The sequence below is a fragment of the Pantoea sp. LS15 genome (assembly GCF_012241585.1).
Classification (GTDB): Bacteria; Pseudomonadota; Gammaproteobacteria; order Enterobacterales; family Enterobacteriaceae; genus Enterobacter.
Genome location: NZ_JAAVXA010000009.1, coordinates 126,129 through 143,721 on the forward strand (window position 1 = coordinate 126,129; position 17,593 = coordinate 143,721).

The 17,593-nt window shown below is 54.9% G+C and carries 13 protein-coding genes; 9 read left to right on the forward strand and 4 right to left on the reverse strand.

Annotation, left to right across the window (positions count from 1 at the left end):
- The first annotated feature begins 55 nt into the window (after positions 1-55).
- The 5 genes from mrcB (at position 56) to fhuB (ending at position 8,784) form a co-directional block, all read left to right on the forward strand.
- Positions 56-2,581, forward strand: a complete 2,526-nt coding sequence (gene mrcB / locus HED65_RS14820; RefSeq protein WP_114979134.1) for a bifunctional glycosyl transferase/transpeptidase — start codon at positions 56-58, stop codon at positions 2,579-2,581.
- A 236-nt stretch (positions 2,582-2,817) separates the two neighbouring features.
- Complete coding sequence (gene fhuA / locus HED65_RS14825) at positions 2,818-5,067, forward strand: ferrichrome porin FhuA (protein WP_114979135.1); 2,250 nt, start codon at positions 2,818-2,820, stop codon at positions 5,065-5,067.
- A 50-nt stretch (positions 5,068-5,117) separates the two neighbouring features.
- Positions 5,118-5,915, forward strand: a complete 798-nt coding sequence (fhuC, locus tag HED65_RS14830; protein ID WP_114979136.1) for a Fe3+-hydroxamate ABC transporter ATP-binding protein FhuC — start codon at positions 5,118-5,120, stop codon at positions 5,913-5,915.
- Positions 5,915-6,805 carry a Fe(3+)-hydroxamate ABC transporter substrate-binding protein FhuD gene (gene fhuD, locus HED65_RS14835; protein WP_114979137.1) on the forward strand — a complete coding sequence of 297 codons (891 nt, stop codon included), beginning with the start codon at positions 5,915-5,917 and terminating at the stop codon, positions 6,803-6,805. Before fhuC ends, fhuD begins: the two co-directional genes overlap by 1 nt.
- On the forward strand, positions 6,802-8,784 hold the full coding sequence (fhuB, locus tag HED65_RS14840; RefSeq protein WP_114979138.1) for a Fe(3+)-hydroxamate ABC transporter permease FhuB: 1,983 nt from the start codon (positions 6,802-6,804) through the stop codon (positions 8,782-8,784). The genes fhuD and fhuB overlap by 4 nt, the downstream gene beginning before the upstream one ends.
- Before the next feature lie 34 nt (positions 8,785-8,818).
- Here the strand turns inward: fhuB and hemL are convergent, their stop codons facing one another.
- Positions 8,819-10,099 (reverse strand): glutamate-1-semialdehyde 2,1-aminomutase, encoded by a 1,281-nt coding sequence (hemL, locus tag HED65_RS14845; RefSeq protein ID WP_114979139.1) that lies wholly within the window; start codon positions 10,097-10,099, stop codon positions 8,819-8,821.
- A gap of 176 nt (positions 10,100-10,275) precedes the next feature.
- On the opposite strand from hemL, the gene clcA reads away from it, so the two are divergent.
- On the forward strand, positions 10,276-11,676 hold the full coding sequence (gene clcA, locus HED65_RS14850) for a H(+)/Cl(-) exchange transporter ClcA (protein ID WP_114979140.1): 1,401 nt from the start codon (positions 10,276-10,278) through the stop codon (positions 11,674-11,676).
- Positions 11,677-11,755: 79 nt separating this feature from the next.
- Positions 11,756-12,100, forward strand: coding sequence for an iron-sulfur cluster insertion protein ErpA (gene erpA, locus HED65_RS14855; protein ID WP_013095643.1), 345 nt, complete (start codon positions 11,756-11,758; stop codon positions 12,098-12,100).
- Positions 12,101-12,139: 39 nt separating this feature from the next.
- On the opposite strand, the gene HED65_RS14860 is transcribed toward erpA, so the two are convergent.
- Genes HED65_RS14860 through mtnN form a run of 3 tightly spaced genes read right to left on the reverse strand, consistent with a single transcriptional unit; the run spans position 12,140 to position 14,282 of the window.
- Complete coding sequence (locus HED65_RS14860; protein WP_114979141.1) at positions 12,140-12,763, reverse strand: TRIC cation channel family protein; 624 nt, start codon at positions 12,761-12,763, stop codon at positions 12,140-12,142.
- A 27-nt stretch (positions 12,764-12,790) separates the two neighbouring features.
- Positions 12,791-13,591, reverse strand: coding sequence for a vitamin B12 ABC transporter substrate-binding protein BtuF (btuF, locus tag HED65_RS14865; protein ID WP_114979142.1), 801 nt, complete (start codon positions 13,589-13,591; stop codon positions 12,791-12,793).
- Positions 13,584-14,282: a 5'-methylthioadenosine/S-adenosylhomocysteine nucleosidase gene (gene mtnN, locus HED65_RS14870; RefSeq protein WP_028018306.1), complete on the reverse strand. Its 699-nt coding sequence runs from the start codon at positions 14,280-14,282 to the stop codon at positions 13,584-13,586. The genes btuF and mtnN overlap by 8 nt, the downstream gene beginning before the upstream one ends.
- Positions 14,283-14,365: 83 nt before the next feature.
- On the opposite strand from mtnN, the gene dgt reads away from it, so the two are divergent.
- Together dgt and degP are read left to right on the forward strand one after the other, a co-directional pair.
- Positions 14,366-15,880, forward strand: a complete 1,515-nt coding sequence (gene dgt / locus HED65_RS14875) for a dGTPase (protein WP_114979143.1) — start codon at positions 14,366-14,368, stop codon at positions 15,878-15,880.
- Between the two features lie 131 nt (positions 15,881-16,011).
- On the forward strand, positions 16,012-17,448 hold the full coding sequence (gene degP / locus HED65_RS14880; protein ID WP_114979144.1) for a serine endoprotease DegP: 1,437 nt from the start codon (positions 16,012-16,014) through the stop codon (positions 17,446-17,448).
- Positions 17,449-17,593 lie beyond the last annotated feature (145 nt).

The following is a 17,593-nucleotide window of genomic DNA, read 5'->3' on the forward strand; positions in this document are numbered from 1 at the left end:
GATGTGGAAGAAAAGAGAATCGGGCCTTTGCGCCTGAAAGTTGCGGAGAAAAAGCATGGCGGGGAATGACCGCGAGCCAATAGGACGTAAGGGAAAACCAACGCGTCCGGCGAAAGAAAAGGTAAGCCGTCGTCGCCTCAGAGATGAGGACTATGACGATGACTATGAAGATGATTATGAGGATGAAGAACCGATGCCGCGTAAAGGGAAAGGCAAAGGGCGTAAGCCTCGGGGTAGACGCGGCTGGTTCTGGCTGCTGCTGAAGCTGTTTATTGTTTTTGTTGTGCTGATGGCGATTTACGGCGTCTATCTGGATCAGAAGATCCGCAGCCGTATCGACGGTAAAGTCTGGCAGTTGCCTGCGGCAGTATATGGCCGCATGGTTAACCTTGAGCCAGATATGTCCATCAGTAAGAACGAGATGGTGAAACTGCTGGAAGCTACCCAGTATCGTCAGGTGTCTAAGATGACGCGCCCGGGTGAATTCACCGTGCAGGCGAACAGCATCGAGATGATCCGCCGTCCGTTTGATTTCCCGGACAGCAAAGAGGGACAGGTGCGGGCGCGTCTGACCTTTGACGGCGATCGTCTGGACACTATCGAGAACATGGATAACAACCGCCAGTTCGGTTTCTTCCGCCTTGATCCTCGCCTGATCACCATGCTCTCATCGGCAAACGGTGAACAGCGTCTGTTTGTGGCGCGTAATGGCTTCCCGGATCTGCTGGTGGATACGCTGCTGGCAACCGAAGACCGTCACTTCTACGAGCACGACGGTATCAGCCTCTACTCCATCGGGCGTGCAGTACTGGCGAACCTGACTGCAGGGCGCACGGTGCAGGGGGCGAGTACGCTCACCCAGCAGCTGGTGAAGAACCTGTTCCTCTCCAGCGAACGTTCTTACTGGCGTAAAGCCAACGAAGCGTACATGGCCGTGCTGATGGACGCGCGTTACAGCAAGGATCGTATCCTTGAGCTGTACATGAACGAAGTGTACCTCGGTCAAAGCGGTGATAATGAAATCCGTGGTTTCCCGCTGGCAAGTCTGTACTACTTTGGTCGCCCGGTTGAAGAGTTGAGCCTTGACCAGCAGGCGCTGCTGGTCGGCATGGTGAAAGGGGCGTCCATTTATAACCCGTGGCGTAACCCAAAACTGGCGCTTGAACGTCGTAACCTGGTGCTGCGTTTGCTGCAACAACAGCAGGTGATCGATCAGGAGTTGTACGAGATGCTGAGCGCTCGCCCACTCGGCGTGCAGCCGCGCGGTGGCGTGATTTCGCCTCAGCCTGCGTTTATGCAACTGGTGCGTCAGGAGCTGCAAAGTAAGCTCGGTGATAAGGTTAAAGATCTCTCCGGCGTGAAGATCTTCACTACCTTTGACTCCGTAGCGCAGGATGCCGCGGAAAAAGCGGCAGTGGAAGGCATTCCGGCGCTGAAGAAACAGCGTAAGCTCTCCGATCTTGAAACCGCGATGGTGGTGGTTGACCGTAACACCGGTGAAGTTCGCGCGATGGTGGGCGGGGCTGAGCCACAGTTTGCGGGCTACAACCGCGCTATGCAGGCGCGTCGTTCGATTGGTTCTCTGGCAAAACCAGCGACCTATCTCACTGCGCTGAGCCAGCCAAACCAGTATCGCCTGAATACCTGGATTGCAGATGCGCCAATTTCCCTGCGTCAGCCTAACGGCCAGGTATGGTCACCGCAGAACGATGATAAACAGTTCAGCGGCCAGGTGATGCTGGTGGATGCGTTAACCCGCTCCATGAACGTACCAACGGTTAATCTGGGGATGTCACTGGGCCTGCCAGCGATTGTTGATACCTGGCAGAAACTGGGTATTTCGAAAGATCAGCTGAATCCGGTACCGGCGATGATTCTGGGCGCGCTTAACCTGACGCCAATCGAAGTCGCACAGGCGTTCCAGACCATTGCCAGCGGCGGGAACCGGGCACAGCTGTCTGCGCTGCGCTCAGTGATAGCTGAAGATGGCTCTGTGCTGTATCAGAGCTTCCCGCAAGCTGAACGTGCGGTGCCCGCTCAGGCCGCCTATATGACGCTGTGGACGATGCAACAGGTTGTGCAGCGTGGTACCGGGCGTCAACTGGGAGCGAAGTATCCGGGTCTGCATCTGGCGGGTAAAACCGGGACCACCAACAACAACGTCGATACCTGGTTTGCCGGTATCGACGGCCGTGAAGTGGTGATCACCTGGGTAGGTCGCGACAACAACCAGCCGACCAAACTGTACGGCGCAAGCGGGGCAATGTCGATTTACCAGCGTTATCTGGCGAATCAGTCCCCTGTGCCGCTGAATCTGGTCGCGCCGGAAGACATTGTTGATATGGGCGTGGATGGTTCCGGTAACTTTGTCTGTGGCGGCGGGATGCGTACCTTGCCGGTCTGGACGACCAACCCGGACGCGCTGTGTCAGCAAAGTCAGCCAGAACAACCATCGGGCAATCCGTTTGATTCGTCTTCTCAGCCACAGCAGCCGCAGCAACAACAGCCGCAGCAGCAGAATGAGAAGAAAGACAGCGACGGTGTCGCAGGCTGGATTAAAGATATGTTCGGCGGTAACTAACTCCTCAATATCCCCTTCTTCGGAAGGGGATGTTTTTTCACCAGCCCGTCTCATTTCCTTAACTGCAAATTTAATTCAGATTAACCCTTCGTTTTCTCTTGTTTAATTCTTAAACCCTTAAATCTTGTAGGGCCGCTTATTGCTTGCTATGCAGTCAGTGTTTCGCATATTATTCTGGCGCTCATAATAATAATTCTCGTTTACGTTATCATTCACTTTTCCATCAGAGATTAAACATGGCGCTTTCCAATACTGCTCAGCCAGGCAAAACGTCGCTGCATAAAATCGCAGTTGTCGTCGCCACCGCGGTTGCTGGCATGTCTGCTTATGCACATGCTGCCGAAACACCGAAAAAAGAAGAAACCATCACTGTTACTGCCGCTCCGGCTGCACAGGAAAGTGCCTGGGGGCCTGCTGCGACTATCGCTGCAAGGCAATCTGCGACCGGAACGAAAACGGATACCCCGATTCAAAAGGTTCCACAGTCCATTTCGGTAGTGACTGCCGAAGAGATGGCATTGCATCAACCACGCTCTGTTAAAGAAGCGCTGAGTTATACCCCGGGCGTTGCGGTCGGCACGCGTGGTGCATCTAATACCTATGACTACCTGGTCATTCGCGGTTTCGCGGCCGATGGTCAGAGCCAGAATAACTACCTCGACGGTATGAAGATGCAGGGCAACTTCTATAACGACGCGGTGATTGACCCTTATATGCTGGAACGCGCTGAAATTATGCGTGGCCCGGTTTCTGTTCTGTACGGAAAAAGCAGCCCTGGTGGCTTGCTGAATATGGTGAGTAAGCGTCCAACGACTGAGCCGCTGAAAGAGATCCAGTTCAAAGTAGGTACTGACAGCCTGTTCCAGACTGGCTTTGATTTTAGCGATGCGCTCGACGACGACGGCGTTTATTCCTACCGTTTAACCGGCGTGGCGCGTTCTAATAATGCCCAGCAGGAACGTGCGGAAGAACAGCGTTATGCTATCGCGCCATCGTTCTCCTGGCGTCCGGATGATAAAACCACCTTCACGTTCCTCTCCTATTTCCAGAACGAGCCTGAAACGGGCTATTACGGCTGGCTGCCAAAAGAGGGAACGGTTGATCCGCTACCAAACGGCGATCGTCTGCCGACTGACTTCAACGAAGGTGCGAAGAACAACACCTATTCCCGTAACCAGAAAATGGTGGGATATAGCTTCGATCACGAATTCAACGATACCTTTACCGTGCGTCAGAACCTGCGTTTTGCCGAGAATAAAACCTCGCAAAATAGCGTTTACGGCTATGGCGTTTGTTCCGACCCGGCGAATGTCGGCAACAAGCAGTGTGCAGCGTTAGCACCTGCTGACAAAGGCCATTACCTGGCGCGTAAATACGTTGTCGATCATGAAAAACTGCAGAACTTCACCGTTGATACTCAACTGCAGAGCAAATTCTCTACCGGTGAGGTGGACCACATTCTGCTGACCGGCGTTGACTTTATGCGTATGCGTAATGACATCAACTCCTGGTTTGGTTATGACGATTCTGTACCGCTGCTGGATCTCTACCATCCGGTGAACAGCGATTTTGATTTCGGCTCGAAAGATCCTGCAACCTCTGGTCCTTATCAAATTCTCAACCGCCAGAAACAGACAGGTCTGTACGTTCAGGATCAGGCGCAGTGGGATAAAGTGCTGGTAACCCTTGGCGGCCGTTATGACTGGGCCGATCAAGAGTCCTACAACCGCGTATCTAATACCACTTCCAAACGTGATGATACCCAGTTCACCTGGCGCGGTGGCGTTAACTATCTGTTTGATAACGGCGTAACCCCGTACTTTAGCTACAGTGAATCGTTTGAACCATCTTCACAGGCAGATGCCCAGGGCAAACCATTCTCGCCGTCTAAAGGCAAACAGTACGAAGCGGGCGTGAAATACGTGCCGAACGATCGTCCGATCGTAATTACCGGTGCGGTATACCAGCTGACTAAAACCAACAACCTGATGGCTGACCCAGCGGGTTCTATATTCTCCGTTGAAGGTGGTGAGATCCGTTCCCGTGGCGTAGAGCTGGAAGCGAAAGCGGCATTGTCTGCGAGCGTTAACGTTGTAGGTTCTTATACCTATACCGATGCGGAATACACCACGGACACCAACTACAAAGGCAACACACCAGCGCAGGTGCCAAAACACATGGCATCGCTGTGGGGTGACTACACGCTGTATGACGGTGCGCTGTCTGGCCTGACGCTGGGTACCGGTGTTCGTTACACCGGCTCCAGCAAAGGCGATGCGGCGAACACCTTCACGGTAGGCAGCTACACCGTAGTTGATGCACTTGTCAGATATGATCTGGCGCGTGTGGGGATGGCAGGCTCAAACGTCGCGCTTCATGTGAACAACCTGTTCGATCGTGAATATGTTGCCAGCTGCTTCAACACCTACGGTTGCTTCTGGGGTGCTGAACGTCAGGTTGTGGCCACGGCGACCTTCCGCTTCTAATCTCTCTTTGGGCACGGTTCGCCGTGCCCTTTTTATTTAAGTTGGCTGACATGCAGGATAATAAAACGCAATCCGACACCACTTTTACGCTCAGCAATCTCTCCTTTCGCGTACCCGGGCGCACCTTGCTGCATCCGCTCTCTTTGACATTCCCTGCCGGTAAAGTCACTGGCCTGATTGGTCACAACGGTTCCGGTAAATCGACTTTGCTTAAGATGCTGGGCCGCCATCAGCCGCCTTCGGAAGGCGATATTCTGCTGGATGACCAACCGCTGGAGAGCTGGAGCAGTAAAGCCTTTGCCCGCAAAGTCGCGTATTTGCCCCAGCAGCTGCCGCAGGCGGAGGGGATGACGGTGCGTGAACTGGTAGCGATTGGGCGTTATCCGTGGCACGGGGCGCTTGGGCGTTTCGGTGTCGCCGACAGAGAAAAAGTGGAAGAGGCGATTTCGCTGGTGGGATTAAAACCACTGGCACACCGTCTGGTGGATAGCCTGTCCGGAGGCGAACGTCAGCGCGCGTGGATTGCGATGCTGGTGGCGCAGGACAGCCGTTGCCTGCTGCTGGATGAACCCACTTCTGCGCTGGATATTGCCCATCAGGTTGACGTTCTGGCGCTGGTGCATCGCTTAAGCCAGCAGCGTGGGTTGACGGTGATTGCGGTCCTGCACGATATCAACATGGCCGCGCGTTATTGTGACTACCTCGTCGCGCTGCGTGGCGGGGAAATGATTGCGCAGGGCACACCATCCGAACTGATGCGCAGCGAAACGCTGGAACACATTTACGGAATTCCAATGGGTATTCTGCCTCACCCGGCCGGGGCTGCACCGGTGAGCTTTGTATACTGATGCTGGATTCAATGCTACTGAGCCGCCGTCGCCTGCTGACGGCAATGGCGCTATCACCGTTGTTATTAAAAATGAATACGGCGCATGCCGCCGCTGTCGATCCGCACCGTATCGTGGCACTGGAGTGGTTGCCAGTCGAGTTGATGATGGCGCTCGGCGTCACGCCTTATGGCGTAGCGGACATTCCCAACTATAACCTCTGGGTGAACGAGCCGAAGCTGCCGGACTCGGTGATCGACGTCGGCCTGCGTACTGAGCCAAACCTTGAGCTGCTCACTCAGATGAAACCGTCATTCCTGTTCTGGTCAGCGGGGTACGGTCCGTCAGAAGAGACCATGTCCCGCATTGCGCCTGGTCGAGGTTTCTCCTTCAGTGACGGTAAAAAACCGCTGACCATGGCGAAACACTCAATTAACGAGATGGCGCATCTCCTCAACCGAGAGGCGGAGGCCAAAAAGCATCTCGACGAATTCGACGCCCTGATTGACTCCCTGAAACCGCGCTTTACCCACCGGGGCGATCGTCCGCTGTTGATGATGACGTTACTGGATGCCCGCCATATGCTGGTCTTCGGCAAAAACTGTCTGTTCCAGGACGTGCTCGACAGTGTTGGTATTCGCAATGCCTGGGAAGGTGAGATGAACTTCTGGGGCAGTACGACAGTGGGTATTGACCGCCTGGCGGCATTTCGTGATGTCGACGTGCTGTGTTTCGACCATGGCAATGAACGGGATATGCAAACGCTGATGGCCACTCCGCTCTGGCAGGCGATGCCGTTTGTGCGTGAGCAGCGCTTCCAGCGCGTGCCAGCGGTATGGTTCTACGGCGCGACGCTGTCGGCTATGCATTTTGCCCGCGTGCTGGATAATGCGCTGGGAGGTAAAGCATGAGTACGCGTATTGCACGCTTCCCGGCACTGCTGTTGTCCTTACTCTTCCTTGCTGCGCTGGTCTTAACCTGGTTCAACTTGTCGACGGCATTGCCGCGCGGGCAGTGGGGCGCCGCGCTGACAGCCCCGGATATCGACAACATTCGGCAGATGGTGTTCCACTACAGCCTGCTACCACGTCTGGCGATTTCGCTGCTGGTCGGGGCCGGGTTAGGCCTGGTGGGGGTGTTGTTCCAGCAGGTACTGCGTAACCCTCTGGCAGAGCCGACAACGCTGGGTGTTGCAACAGGTGCGCAGCTTGGGATCACCATTACCACGCTGTGGGCGCTGCCCGGCGCGTTAACCACACAGTTTGCAGCTCTCGTGGGGGCATGTGTGGTGGGGGCTCTGGTCTTTGGCGTGGCCTGGGGTAAACGCCTGTCCCCCGTGACACTAATCCTGGCCGGGCTGGTGGTCAGTCTCTATTGTGGCGCGATTAATCAACTGCTGGTGCTGTTCCATCACGATCAACTGCAAAGCATGTTCCTGTGGAGTACCGGAACCCTTACCCAGACTGACTGGAGCGGTGTTGAGCGTCTGTGGCCGCAGCTAATTGGCGGTGTACTGCTGACCCTGCTGCTCCTGCGTCCGTTAACGTTAATGGGGCTGGATGATGGTGTGGCGCGTAACCTGGGGCTGGCGCTGTCGCTGGCTCGTCTTGCAGCGCTGACGCTGGCGATTGTATTAAGCGCTTTGCTGGTAAACGCCGTTGGCATCATCGGGTTTATTGGCCTCTTTGCTCCCCTGCTGGCGAAAATGCTCGGTGCACGGCGTCTTCTGGCGCGTCTGATGCTGGCGCCGCTAATTGGCGCGCTGATCCTCTGGCTTTCCGATCAGATCATTCTCTGGCTGGCGCAAGTCTGGAGGGAAGTGTCAACGGGATCGGTGACCGCGCTTATTGGTGCGCCGCTGCTGCTGTGGCTGCTCCCGCGTCTGCGCAGTATTAGCGCACCGGCGATGGATGTCGGCGATAAGGTTCATGCTGAACGTCAGTCAGTACTGTGGTTTAGCCTTGCCGGTCTGGTGTTGCTGATTATTGCCTCATTTGCCGCATTCGCTTTTGGGCGGGATGCGGCGGGCTGGCACTGGGCGACGGGCGATTTATTCCATGAACTGCTGCAGTGGCGCTGGCCGCGTGTTCTTTCTGCGTTAATTGCCGGTGTCATGTTGGCTGTCGCGGGTTGTATTATCCAGCGCCTGACCGGCAATCCGATGGCCAGCCCGGAAGTGCTGGGGATTAGTTCTGGCGCGGCATTTGGTGTGGTGCTGATGCTGTTCTTCGTGCCGGGAAATGCCTTCGGCTGGTTAATGCCTGCCGGGAGTATTGGTGCGGCGGTGACGCTGTTAATCATCCTGATTGCCTCTGGTCGCGGTGGTTTTTCCCCGCACCGAATGCTGCTGGCCGGGATGGCGCTCAGTACGGCATTTACCATGTTGCTGATGCTGCTTCAGGCGAGTGGCGATCCGCGTATGGCGAAGATCCTGACCTGGATTTCCGGCTCAACGTACAGTGCTACCGGCAGCCAGGTTGTTCATACCGGGATCGTGATGATCGTGTTACTGGCGGTTGTGCCGCTGTGTCGTCGCTGGATGACCATCCTGCCGCTGGGTGGTGAAACCGCACGTGCGGTCGGGTTAGCGCTAACACCAACGCGCGTGGCGCTTCTTCTGCTGGCTGCGTGTCTGACGGCGACGGCCACCATGACGATAGGACCGCTAAGTTTTGTGGGGTTGATGGCGCCGCACATCGCCAGAATGATGGGTTTTCGTCGGACCATGCCGCATATTGTTATGTCGGCCCTGACGGGCGGGATAATGCTGGTGTTTGCGGACTGGTGCGGAAGAATGGTGTTGTTCCCGTATCAGATCCCGGCGGGTCTGCTGTCGACCTTTATTGGCGCGCCGTACTTTATTTATCTGTTAAGAAAGCAGAGCAGGTAAGCCGGGTAAGCGTTAGCGCCACCCGGCAATGCCCTTACAACTTCGCGAACACCTTACGCGCCGCGTCGATGGTCTTATTGATATCGTCTTCGCTGTGCGCCACGGACATAAAGCCAGCTTCGAACGCTGACGGAGCCAGGTATACCCCTTCTTCCAGCATCAGGTGGAAGAAGCGCTTGAAGCGCTCGACGTCACATTTCACCACATCCTGATAGCAGGTGACGGTTTTCGCATCGGTGAAGAAAATCCCGAACATCCCACCTACGTGGTTCACCACCAGAGGGATCCCCACTTCTGCAGCGGCTTCCAGCAGACCGTTTGCCAGCTGAGTGGTCAGGTCAGTCAGAGTTTCATGAATACCTGGCTGAGCCACTTCGGTCAGGCAGGCTAAGCCCGCAGCCATCGCGATCGGGTTACCGGAGAGCGTACCCGCCTGGTAAACCGGGCCTGTTGGTGCCAGGGCTTCCATCACATCCTTACGACCACCGAATGCACCGACTGGCATGCCGCCGCCGATGATTTTGCCGAGGCAGGTCAGATCAGGCTCAACGCCATAATAAGACTGGGCACCCGCCAGCGCCACGCGGAAGCCGGTCATCACTTCGTCAATGATCAGCAGCGCGCCGAATTCATCACACAGTGCGCGCAGACCCGGCAGGAAATCAGGCTGCGGTGGGATGCAGTTCATGTTGCCCGCAACGGGTTCAACGATAATGCAGGCGATCTCCTGTGGATATTGCTCGAACGCTGCGCGAACGGTATCCAGATCGTTATAGGTGCAGGTCAGCGTGTGCTTTGCGAAATCAGCCGGTACACCCGGAGAGTTTGGCTGGCCCAGGGTCAGCGCGCCGGAGCCCGCTTTCACCAGCAGGCAGTCCGCGTGGCCGTGGTAGCAGCCTTCAAACTTGATGATTTTGTCGCGGCCAGTAAAACCACGCGCCAGACGGATGGCGCTCATGGTGGCTTCGGTACCGGAGTTCACCATGCGCACCATGTCCATGGTGGGCACCAGTTCAGTCACCAGCTCTGCCATTTTCACTTCCATCTCGGTTGGCGCGCCGAAGCTCAGACCACGCTGAGCTGCTTCAATCACCGCGTTACGAATAGCAGGGTGGTTATGCCCAAGTACCATCGGTCCCCAGGAACCGACATAATCAATATAGGCTTTGCCATCGACATCAAACAGGTACGCGCCGTCAGCACGTTCGATAAACAGCGGCGTGCCGCCTACGCCGGTAAAGGCGCGTACAGGTGAGTTCACGCCACCCGGAATAAGCTCGCGGGCTGCACTGTAGAGGTTTTCAGACTTGCTCATGGCGTCGTTCCTGGTTCGTATAAAATGATTAAGCACACTATTCTAAGTGATCCGCGGAAGGTAATGAAATTTTTGCCTCTTTCTTCCCTGAACAATTGTTAAGTATTTTTCACGGGATGACATGACGCAGTCTGGTAGAATCCCCGGGGCTATTTGTATGACGATAAGAAATGGTAATGAAAGCAAACATCCCCACTTTTGAAGAACAACAGTTCAGACGCATACAGCACCGTATCAGTATTCGGCGTTTGCTCAATCGCGATAAAACCCCGCTGGCTATTCTGCTGGCTGCCGCCGTGGTCGGTACAGTCGCCGGGCTGGTGGGTGTACTATTCGAAAAAGCGGTCAATGCGGTACTGAACTGGCGAGTCGGCACTGTAGCTGGTTTCGCCGATAGTCGGTGGCTGGTTTGGGTATGGGCGTTCGGACTGTCGGCGCTGTTTGCCATGGTGGGATACTTTCTGGTGCGCAAGTTTGCGCCGGAAGCTGGGGGTTCAGGGATCCCGGAAATTGAAGGTGCGCTGGAGGAGTTACGCCCGGTGCGCTGGTGGCGCGTCATCCCGGTAAAATTTATCGGCGGTATGGGAACGCTCGGAGCGGGCATGGTTCTGGGGCGAGAAGGTCCAACCGTACAACTGGGCGGGAACGTCGGGCGCATGGTGGGCGATCTGTTTCGGATGCGTAGCGCCGAAGCACGCCATACCCTGCTGGCCACGGGCGCGGCGGCGGGACTTTCGGCGGCGTTTAACGCGCCGCTGGCGGGGATCCTGTTTATCATCGAAGAGATGCGCACGCAGTTTCGCTACAACCTGATTTCTATCAAAGCGGTGTTTACCGGCGTCATTATGTCGAGCATTGTCTTTCGCATCTTTAATGGCGAAGGCGCGGTGATTGAGGTCGGCAAACTCACCAATGCCCCGGTGAATACTCTGTGGCTTTACCTGATCCTCGGTATGATTTTTGGCGTGGTTGGCCCGCTATTTAACACCTTTATCTTGCGTGCTCAGGATATGTTCCAGCGCATTCACGGCGGAAATACCACCAAATGGGTGCTGATGGGCGGCCTGCTGGGTGGGATGTGTGGTCTACTCGGTTTTATTGAGCCCAATGCCGCTGGCGGTGGCTTCGGGCTGATTCCCATCGCGGCGGCGGGCAATTTCAGCGTGGGTCTGCTGCTGTTTATGTTTATTTCACGCGTCATCACAACGGTGTTGTGTTTCTCCTCCGGAGCACCCGGCGGGATTTTCGCGCCAATGCTGGCATTGGGCACGCTGCTGGGGACCGCGTTTGGGATGGCGGCTGAAGTGGGTTTCCCGGCTTATCATCTGGACGCCGGGACGTTTGCGGTGGCCGGAATGGGCGCGCTGCTGGCCGCATCCTTGCGAGCACCGTTGACTGGCATCGTACTGGTGCTGGAAATGACGGATAATTACCAGCTCATTTTGCCAATGATCATTACCTGCCTCGGCGCGACACTATTAGCCCAATTCCTGGGTGGAAAACCGCTATACTCCACCATCCTTGCACGTACCCTGGCAAAACAAGAGGCTGAACGGGCGGCCACGCAGAATACTTGAATGAAATACCAGGGTATTAGATAATGACATAAAGAATTGGGTGAATTTTGCCCAATAGCAGTATTCATGGGAGCATAAGATGAGTGATGACGTAGCGCTGCCGCTGGAATTTACCGAAGCAGCAGCCAACAAAGTGAAAACCCTGATTGCCGATGAAGACAATCCGGATCTGAAACTGCGTGTCTATATTACCGGTGGCGGCTGCAGCGGCTTCCAGTATGGTTTTACCTTTGACGACCAGGTTAACGATGGTGATATGACTATCGAGAAGCAGGGCGTTGCACTGGTGGTTGACCCGATGAGCCTGCAATATCTGGTAGGCGGTTCGGTGGATTACACTGAAGGTCTGGAAGGTTCACGCTTTGTTGTGACTAACCCGAACGCAACCAGCACCTGCGGATGCGGTTCGTCGTTCAGCATCTGATGACCAAAAAACGGTAACCTGGCGGTTACCGTTTTGCTTTTACCTTCCGTTATCATCCAGCGCAAACGTCGGTAGCTTCAGATGCCAGCGTATCGCCGCTAAACGTATCACCAGCGTGACCACCATCCCCAGCATCGCGGAATTTTCCAGCGGGAGGGCAAAGGTGTAGTACGCGGTAGCGTGAACAATCCCGCCCACTATGCAGGCCGTTGCATAAATTTCAGTACGCAGAATCATCGGCACTTCACGCGCCAGAATATCGCGAATGATCCCGCCGCCGACGCCGGTTAAGACCCCCATGCAGATTGCCACCATTGGGCCCGTTCCCGCATTGAAGGCTTTGTTGACCCCAATGCCTACGAATACGGCCAGACCGACGGCGTCCAGCACGGGAAGAATCCATTTTGGTAATCTACGGGGCTGACGCACCAGAACGATGGTTAACAGGCAAGTGACCATCGCTACCACCAGATCGGTGGGATCTTTTACCCAAAACACGGGGCCATTTGCCAGCGCCATATCGCGGATAGTCCCACCACCAACGGCGGTAACCACGCCAAGCACCAGCACGCCAAATGGATCCATGCGTAGTTTCCCGGCCAGCAGGACACCGGAGATAGCAAAAACGGCTGTGCCAAGAATATCCAGCCAATACACGAGCATCGTTAAATCCTCGAACGGGGTCTTATGTTAGTGACTCTCTGCCAGCGCGGCACAGAGCTGTTTTGCGGCGAGGATAATACGCGGGCTGGCGCGTTCAAACCAGTCACTGTTGAGTGGGATCACCGGAATTTTTAGCTGGCTTCGCCAGAATTGTTCAATTTTAGGAATCTCGCTCGCATTTCCGACCACGACAATGGCCTGTGGCTGGCGTGCCAGCACCTGTTCACGGCTGACCTGAGGCCACGGTACCCGGCTGGCAGCAAAGATATTTTCACCACCGCAAACTTCCAGCACCTGGTTCTGAATTGAGCCTTTCCCGGTGGTGAATAGTGGCTGGCTACCAAACTGCAGGAAGATGCGCTTTTTAACTGGGGTGTCGTATCGCGATTTTAGCGCGGCATAGTCACTGAGCATCTGTTTCGCCGCGCTCTCGGCTTTTTTGGGCGTTGGGCTATAAGGGGCGAGAGAGCGTAGCGCCTGAGCGACTTGTTCAATGCTCACGGCATCAATCCACATGACGTTGATCCCAAGCGAGGTGAGCTGGTTGACCTGTCGCTCGGCATTACCACCACGCCACGCCAGCACCAGATCCGGTTTAAGTGCGACGATGCGCTCAAGGTTCATTCCTTGCCAGGATGCAACCTGTTCAATACCTGCCGCTTGCGGGGGGTAATCCGAAAAGCTACTCACGCCAACTGGCGTGATCCCGGCGGCAAACGCCAGTTCGGTGTTGGCGGGAGAGAGTGTAATCACACGCGGCACAGCATAGAGCCATACCGGTGCAAGCAGAAGCAGGGCGGCCAGCGCCCTGACGGTATGTTTAGCCACGTGCCAGTTTCTGCACCAGGCGTTCCACCATCACGGTGGACTGTTTTGCCGCAACGGTCAGGAACTCGTCGAAGCTGATGTGAGACTGCTGATCTGCTACGTCAGAGATGGCACGTACCACCACAAACGGTACGTTGAAGTTATGGCAAACGTGAGCGATCGCGGTCGCTTCCATCTCAACGGCAACGGCCTGCGGGAAGTTATGACGGATTTTCGCCAGGCCAACAGAACCATTGATGAAGGCATCACCGCTGACAATCAGACCACGTACAGCGTTGAGGTTCAGCTCGGCAATGCAGGTTTCTGCCGCCGCAATCAGTTTATCGTCAGCTTTAAACCCTGCCGGGCATCCCGGGAGCTGGCCGTACTCATAACCGAACGCGGTGACGTCAGCATCGTGGTAACGTGCTTCGTCGGAGACGACGATATCACCCACTTTCAGCGACGGTGCCAGACCGCCCGCAGAGCCGGTGTTAACGATCACGTCTGGCTTGCAGCGCTCAAGCAACAGGGTTGCACCCAGTGCAGCAGCCACTTTACCGATGCCTGATTTCAGCAGAGCCACGTCAACACCGTTCAGTTGGCCGGTGTAGATCTCACAACCCCCCAGAGAGAGCGTCTGACGGTTCTCAATTTTGTCACGCAGCAGCGTAACTTCTTCTTCCATTGCACCAATAATGCCGATTTTCATAGATTTACTCGCGATGTGCCTTGTTAAGATGCATAGTCTATCATGGGCTTTAGTGGAAGCGCATTTCTCACGCGGGGGAGCACATGGCGCAGATCGATTTTCGCACCAAAATTAACTGGCACCGACGTTTCCGTTCGCCGCAGGGCGACAAGAGCGAGCATGAAATCCTGCGTATCTTCGAAAGCGATCGCGGGCGGATCATTAACTCGCCCGCCATCCGTCGTTTGCAGCAAAAGACCCAGGTATTTCCGCTTGAACGTAACGCTGCAGTGCGCACGCGCTTAACCCACTCAATGGAAGTGCAGCAGGTTGGCCGTTACATTGCCAAAGAGATTTTGAGCCGTCTCAAAGAACAACGTTTGCTGGAAACCTATGGTCTGGACGAACTGACAGGCCCCTTTGAGAGTATCGTTGAGATGGCCTGCCTGATGCATGACATTGGCAACCCGCCTTTTGGTCACTTTGGTGAAGCGGCAATCAATGACTGGTTTAAACAACGACTTTACCCTTCAGATGCGGTAAGCCAGCCTCTCAGCGATGACCGCTGCATCGTACGCGATTTACGCCTGCGCGAAGGCGAAGAGGGGCTGAACGATCTGCGTCGCAAAGTGCGCCAGGATCTGTGTCACTTCGAGGGTAATGCGCAGGGGATCAGACTGGTCCATTCCCTGATGCGTATGAACCTGACCTGGGCGCAGGTCGGCTGTATCCTGAAATATACGCGTCCCGCCTGGTGGATGGGAGAGACGCCCGCATCCCACAGCTATTTGATGAAAAAGCCGGGCTATTACCTTTCTGAAGAAGCCTATATTGAACGGCTACGTAAAGAACTCTCATTGACGCCAAACGGCCGTTTTCCATTAACGTGGATTATGGAAGCCGCCGACGATATTTCCTATTGTGTGGCTGACCTGGAAGATGCCGTTGAGAAAAGAATATTCAGCGTCGAGGAGCTTTATCAGCATCTTTATACTGCCTGGGGAACGCATGAAAAAGGGTCGCTGTTTGCTCAGGTTGTCGAAAATGCCTGGGAGAAATCGCGATCAAATACATTAAGCCGCAGCACTGAAGATCAGTTCTTTATGTATTTGCGGGTCAATACACTAAATAAACTGGTGCCATATGCTGCGTCGCGTTTTATTGATAATTTGCCGCTGATTTACAGCGGGGAATTCAATCACGCGCTGCTGGAAGATGACAGCAGTTTCAGTCAACTCCTTGAGCTTTATAAGCATGTGGCAATGCGGCATGTATTCAGCCATCCGGATGTCGAACAGTTAGAGCTACAGGGATACCGGGTAATCAGTGGGTTACTGGAAATTTATTCCCCATTGCTTCAGTTATCGGTCGATGAGTTCAGTGAACTGGTGGAAAAAGAACGGGTGCGTGGAATACCCATCGAATCCCGGCTTTATCAGAAACTCTCAACCCGTCATCGGTTGGCGTATGTTGAAGCGATCGGTAAGCTGGATCGCCATTCTCCCCAATGGCCAGTGATGGAATATTATTATCGCTGTCGTCTTATCCAGGACTATATCAGCGGTATGACAGATTTGTATGCCTGGGATGAATACCGCAAGCTCATGGCTGTGGAATAAGCGCTGAGTTTTGTAAAGACGGCCAATAAATTTTTACCTTTTCCATAAACTTATCGCCGGAACTAAGCGGTATAAAACGAATCTGAGTTACACAGCAATTTTGCGTTACCTGTAAATCGAGATTGAGAAACATGAAAAAAACCACATTAGCAATGAGTGCACTGGCTCTGAGTTTAGGTTTAGCGCTGTCTCCTCTGACTGCTACTGCAGCCGAGACCGCGTCGTCGGCAGCAACCGCGCAGCAGATGCCAAGCCTGGCACCGATGCTCGAAAAAGTGATGCCATCGGTGGTGAGTATCAACGTTGAGGGTAGCACGACCGTCAACACGCCGCGTATGCCGCGTAACTTCCAGCAGTTCTTCGGTGACAACTCACCGTTCTGCCAGGACGGTTCTCCTTTCCAGAGCTCTCCGTTCTGTCAGGGCGGTGGCGCAGGGGATGACAGCCAGGGCGGCGGCCAGCAGCAGAAATTCATGGCGCTTGGTTCAGGGGTGATTATTGATGCGGCGAAAGGCTACGTGGTGACGAACAACCACGTGGTTGATAACGCCAGCACCATCAAAGTTCAGCTGAGCGACGGCCGTAAATTTGATGCAAAAGTCGTGGGTAAAGATCCGCGCTCTGATATTGCGCTGATCCAGATTCAGGATCCGAAAAACCTGACGGCGATTAAAATTGCCGACTCCGACGCGCTGCGTGTGGGTGACTACACAGTGGCGATCGGTAACCCGTTCGGTCTGGGTGAAACCGTAACCTCAGGTATCGTCTCCGCTCTGGGGCGTAGCGGTCTGAATGCGGAAAACTACGAAAACTTCATCCAGACGGATGCGGCGATCAACCGCGGTAACTCCGGCGGTGCGCTGGTGAACCTGAACGGTGAACTGATCGGGATCAACACCGCGATCCTGGCACCGGACGGTGGCAACATCGGTATCGGCTTTGCTATCCCAAGTAATATGGTGAAAAACCTGACCGCGCAGATGGTGCAGTATGGCCAGGTGAAACGCGGTGAGCTGGGTATCCTCGGTACGGAACTGAACTCCGAACTGGCTAAGGCGATGAAAGTTGATGCTCAGCGTGGGGCATTCGTCAGCCAGGTGATGCCTAATTCCTCTGCGGCAAAAGCGGGTATTAAAGCGGGGGATGTGATCACCTCTCTGAACGGTAAACCGATCAGCAGCTTTGCCGCCCTGCGTGCGGAAGTGGGCTCTATGCCGATTGGCAGCAAAGTGACCCTTGGCCTGCTGCGTGACGGTAAGCCGGTTAACGTGAGCCTGGAGTTGCAGCAGAGCAGCCAGAATCAGGTGGATTCCAGCACCATCTTCAGCGGTATTGAAGGTGCCGAGATGAGCAATAAAGGTGCAGATAAAGGTGTGGTGGTGAACAACGTGAAAGCGAATTCACCGGCAGCCCGTATCGGCCTGAAAAAAGGTGATGTCATCATGGGTGCTAACCAGCAGCCGGTGAAAAACATTGCTGAACTGCGCAAAATTCTCGACAGCAAGCCTTCCGTGCTGGCGCTGAATATCCAGCGTGGTGATACCTCTCTCTATCTGCTGATGCAGTAATCCTCTAAAGCCCCTGTACGCAGGGGCTTTCTCTTTTCTGTGACTCTTACCACAACTCCATACATCTTCCTCTCTCTTTGTGCATTCGCACAATGCAGCCGTCGCTGAACTTCCCTATGCTTGAGCTCTGCTCAGAGGAGGGTTA

Coding starts and splice junctions, on each gene's coding strand:
- mrcB (WP_114979134.1), top strand. CDS start 56: ATGGCGGGGAATGACCGCGAGCCAATAGGACGTAAGGGAAAACCAACG.
- fhuA (WP_114979135.1), top strand. CDS start 2,818: ATGGCGCTTTCCAATACTGCTCAGCCAGGCAAAACGTCGCTGCATAAA.
- fhuC (WP_114979136.1), top strand. CDS start 5,118: ATGCAGGATAATAAAACGCAATCCGACACCACTTTTACGCTCAGCAAT.
- fhuD (WP_114979137.1), top strand. CDS start 5,915: ATGCTGGATTCAATGCTACTGAGCCGCCGTCGCCTGCTGACGGCAATG.
- fhuB (WP_114979138.1), top strand. CDS start 6,802: ATGAGTACGCGTATTGCACGCTTCCCGGCACTGCTGTTGTCCTTACTC.
- hemL (WP_114979139.1), bottom strand. CDS start 10,099: ATGAGCAAGTCTGAAAACCTCTACAGTGCAGCCCGCGAGCTTATTCCG.
- clcA (WP_114979140.1), top strand. CDS start 10,276: ATGAAAGCAAACATCCCCACTTTTGAAGAACAACAGTTCAGACGCATA.
- erpA (WP_013095643.1), top strand. CDS start 11,756: ATGAGTGATGACGTAGCGCTGCCGCTGGAATTTACCGAAGCAGCAGCC.
- HED65_RS14860 (WP_114979141.1), bottom strand. CDS start 12,763: ATGCTCGTGTATTGGCTGGATATTCTTGGCACAGCCGTTTTTGCTATC.
- mtnN (WP_028018306.1), bottom strand. CDS start 14,282: ATGAAAATCGGCATTATTGGTGCAATGGAAGAAGAAGTTACGCTGCTG.
- dgt (WP_114979143.1), top strand. CDS start 14,366: ATGGCGCAGATCGATTTTCGCACCAAAATTAACTGGCACCGACGTTTC.
- degP (WP_114979144.1), top strand. CDS start 16,012: ATGAAAAAAACCACATTAGCAATGAGTGCACTGGCTCTGAGTTTAGGT.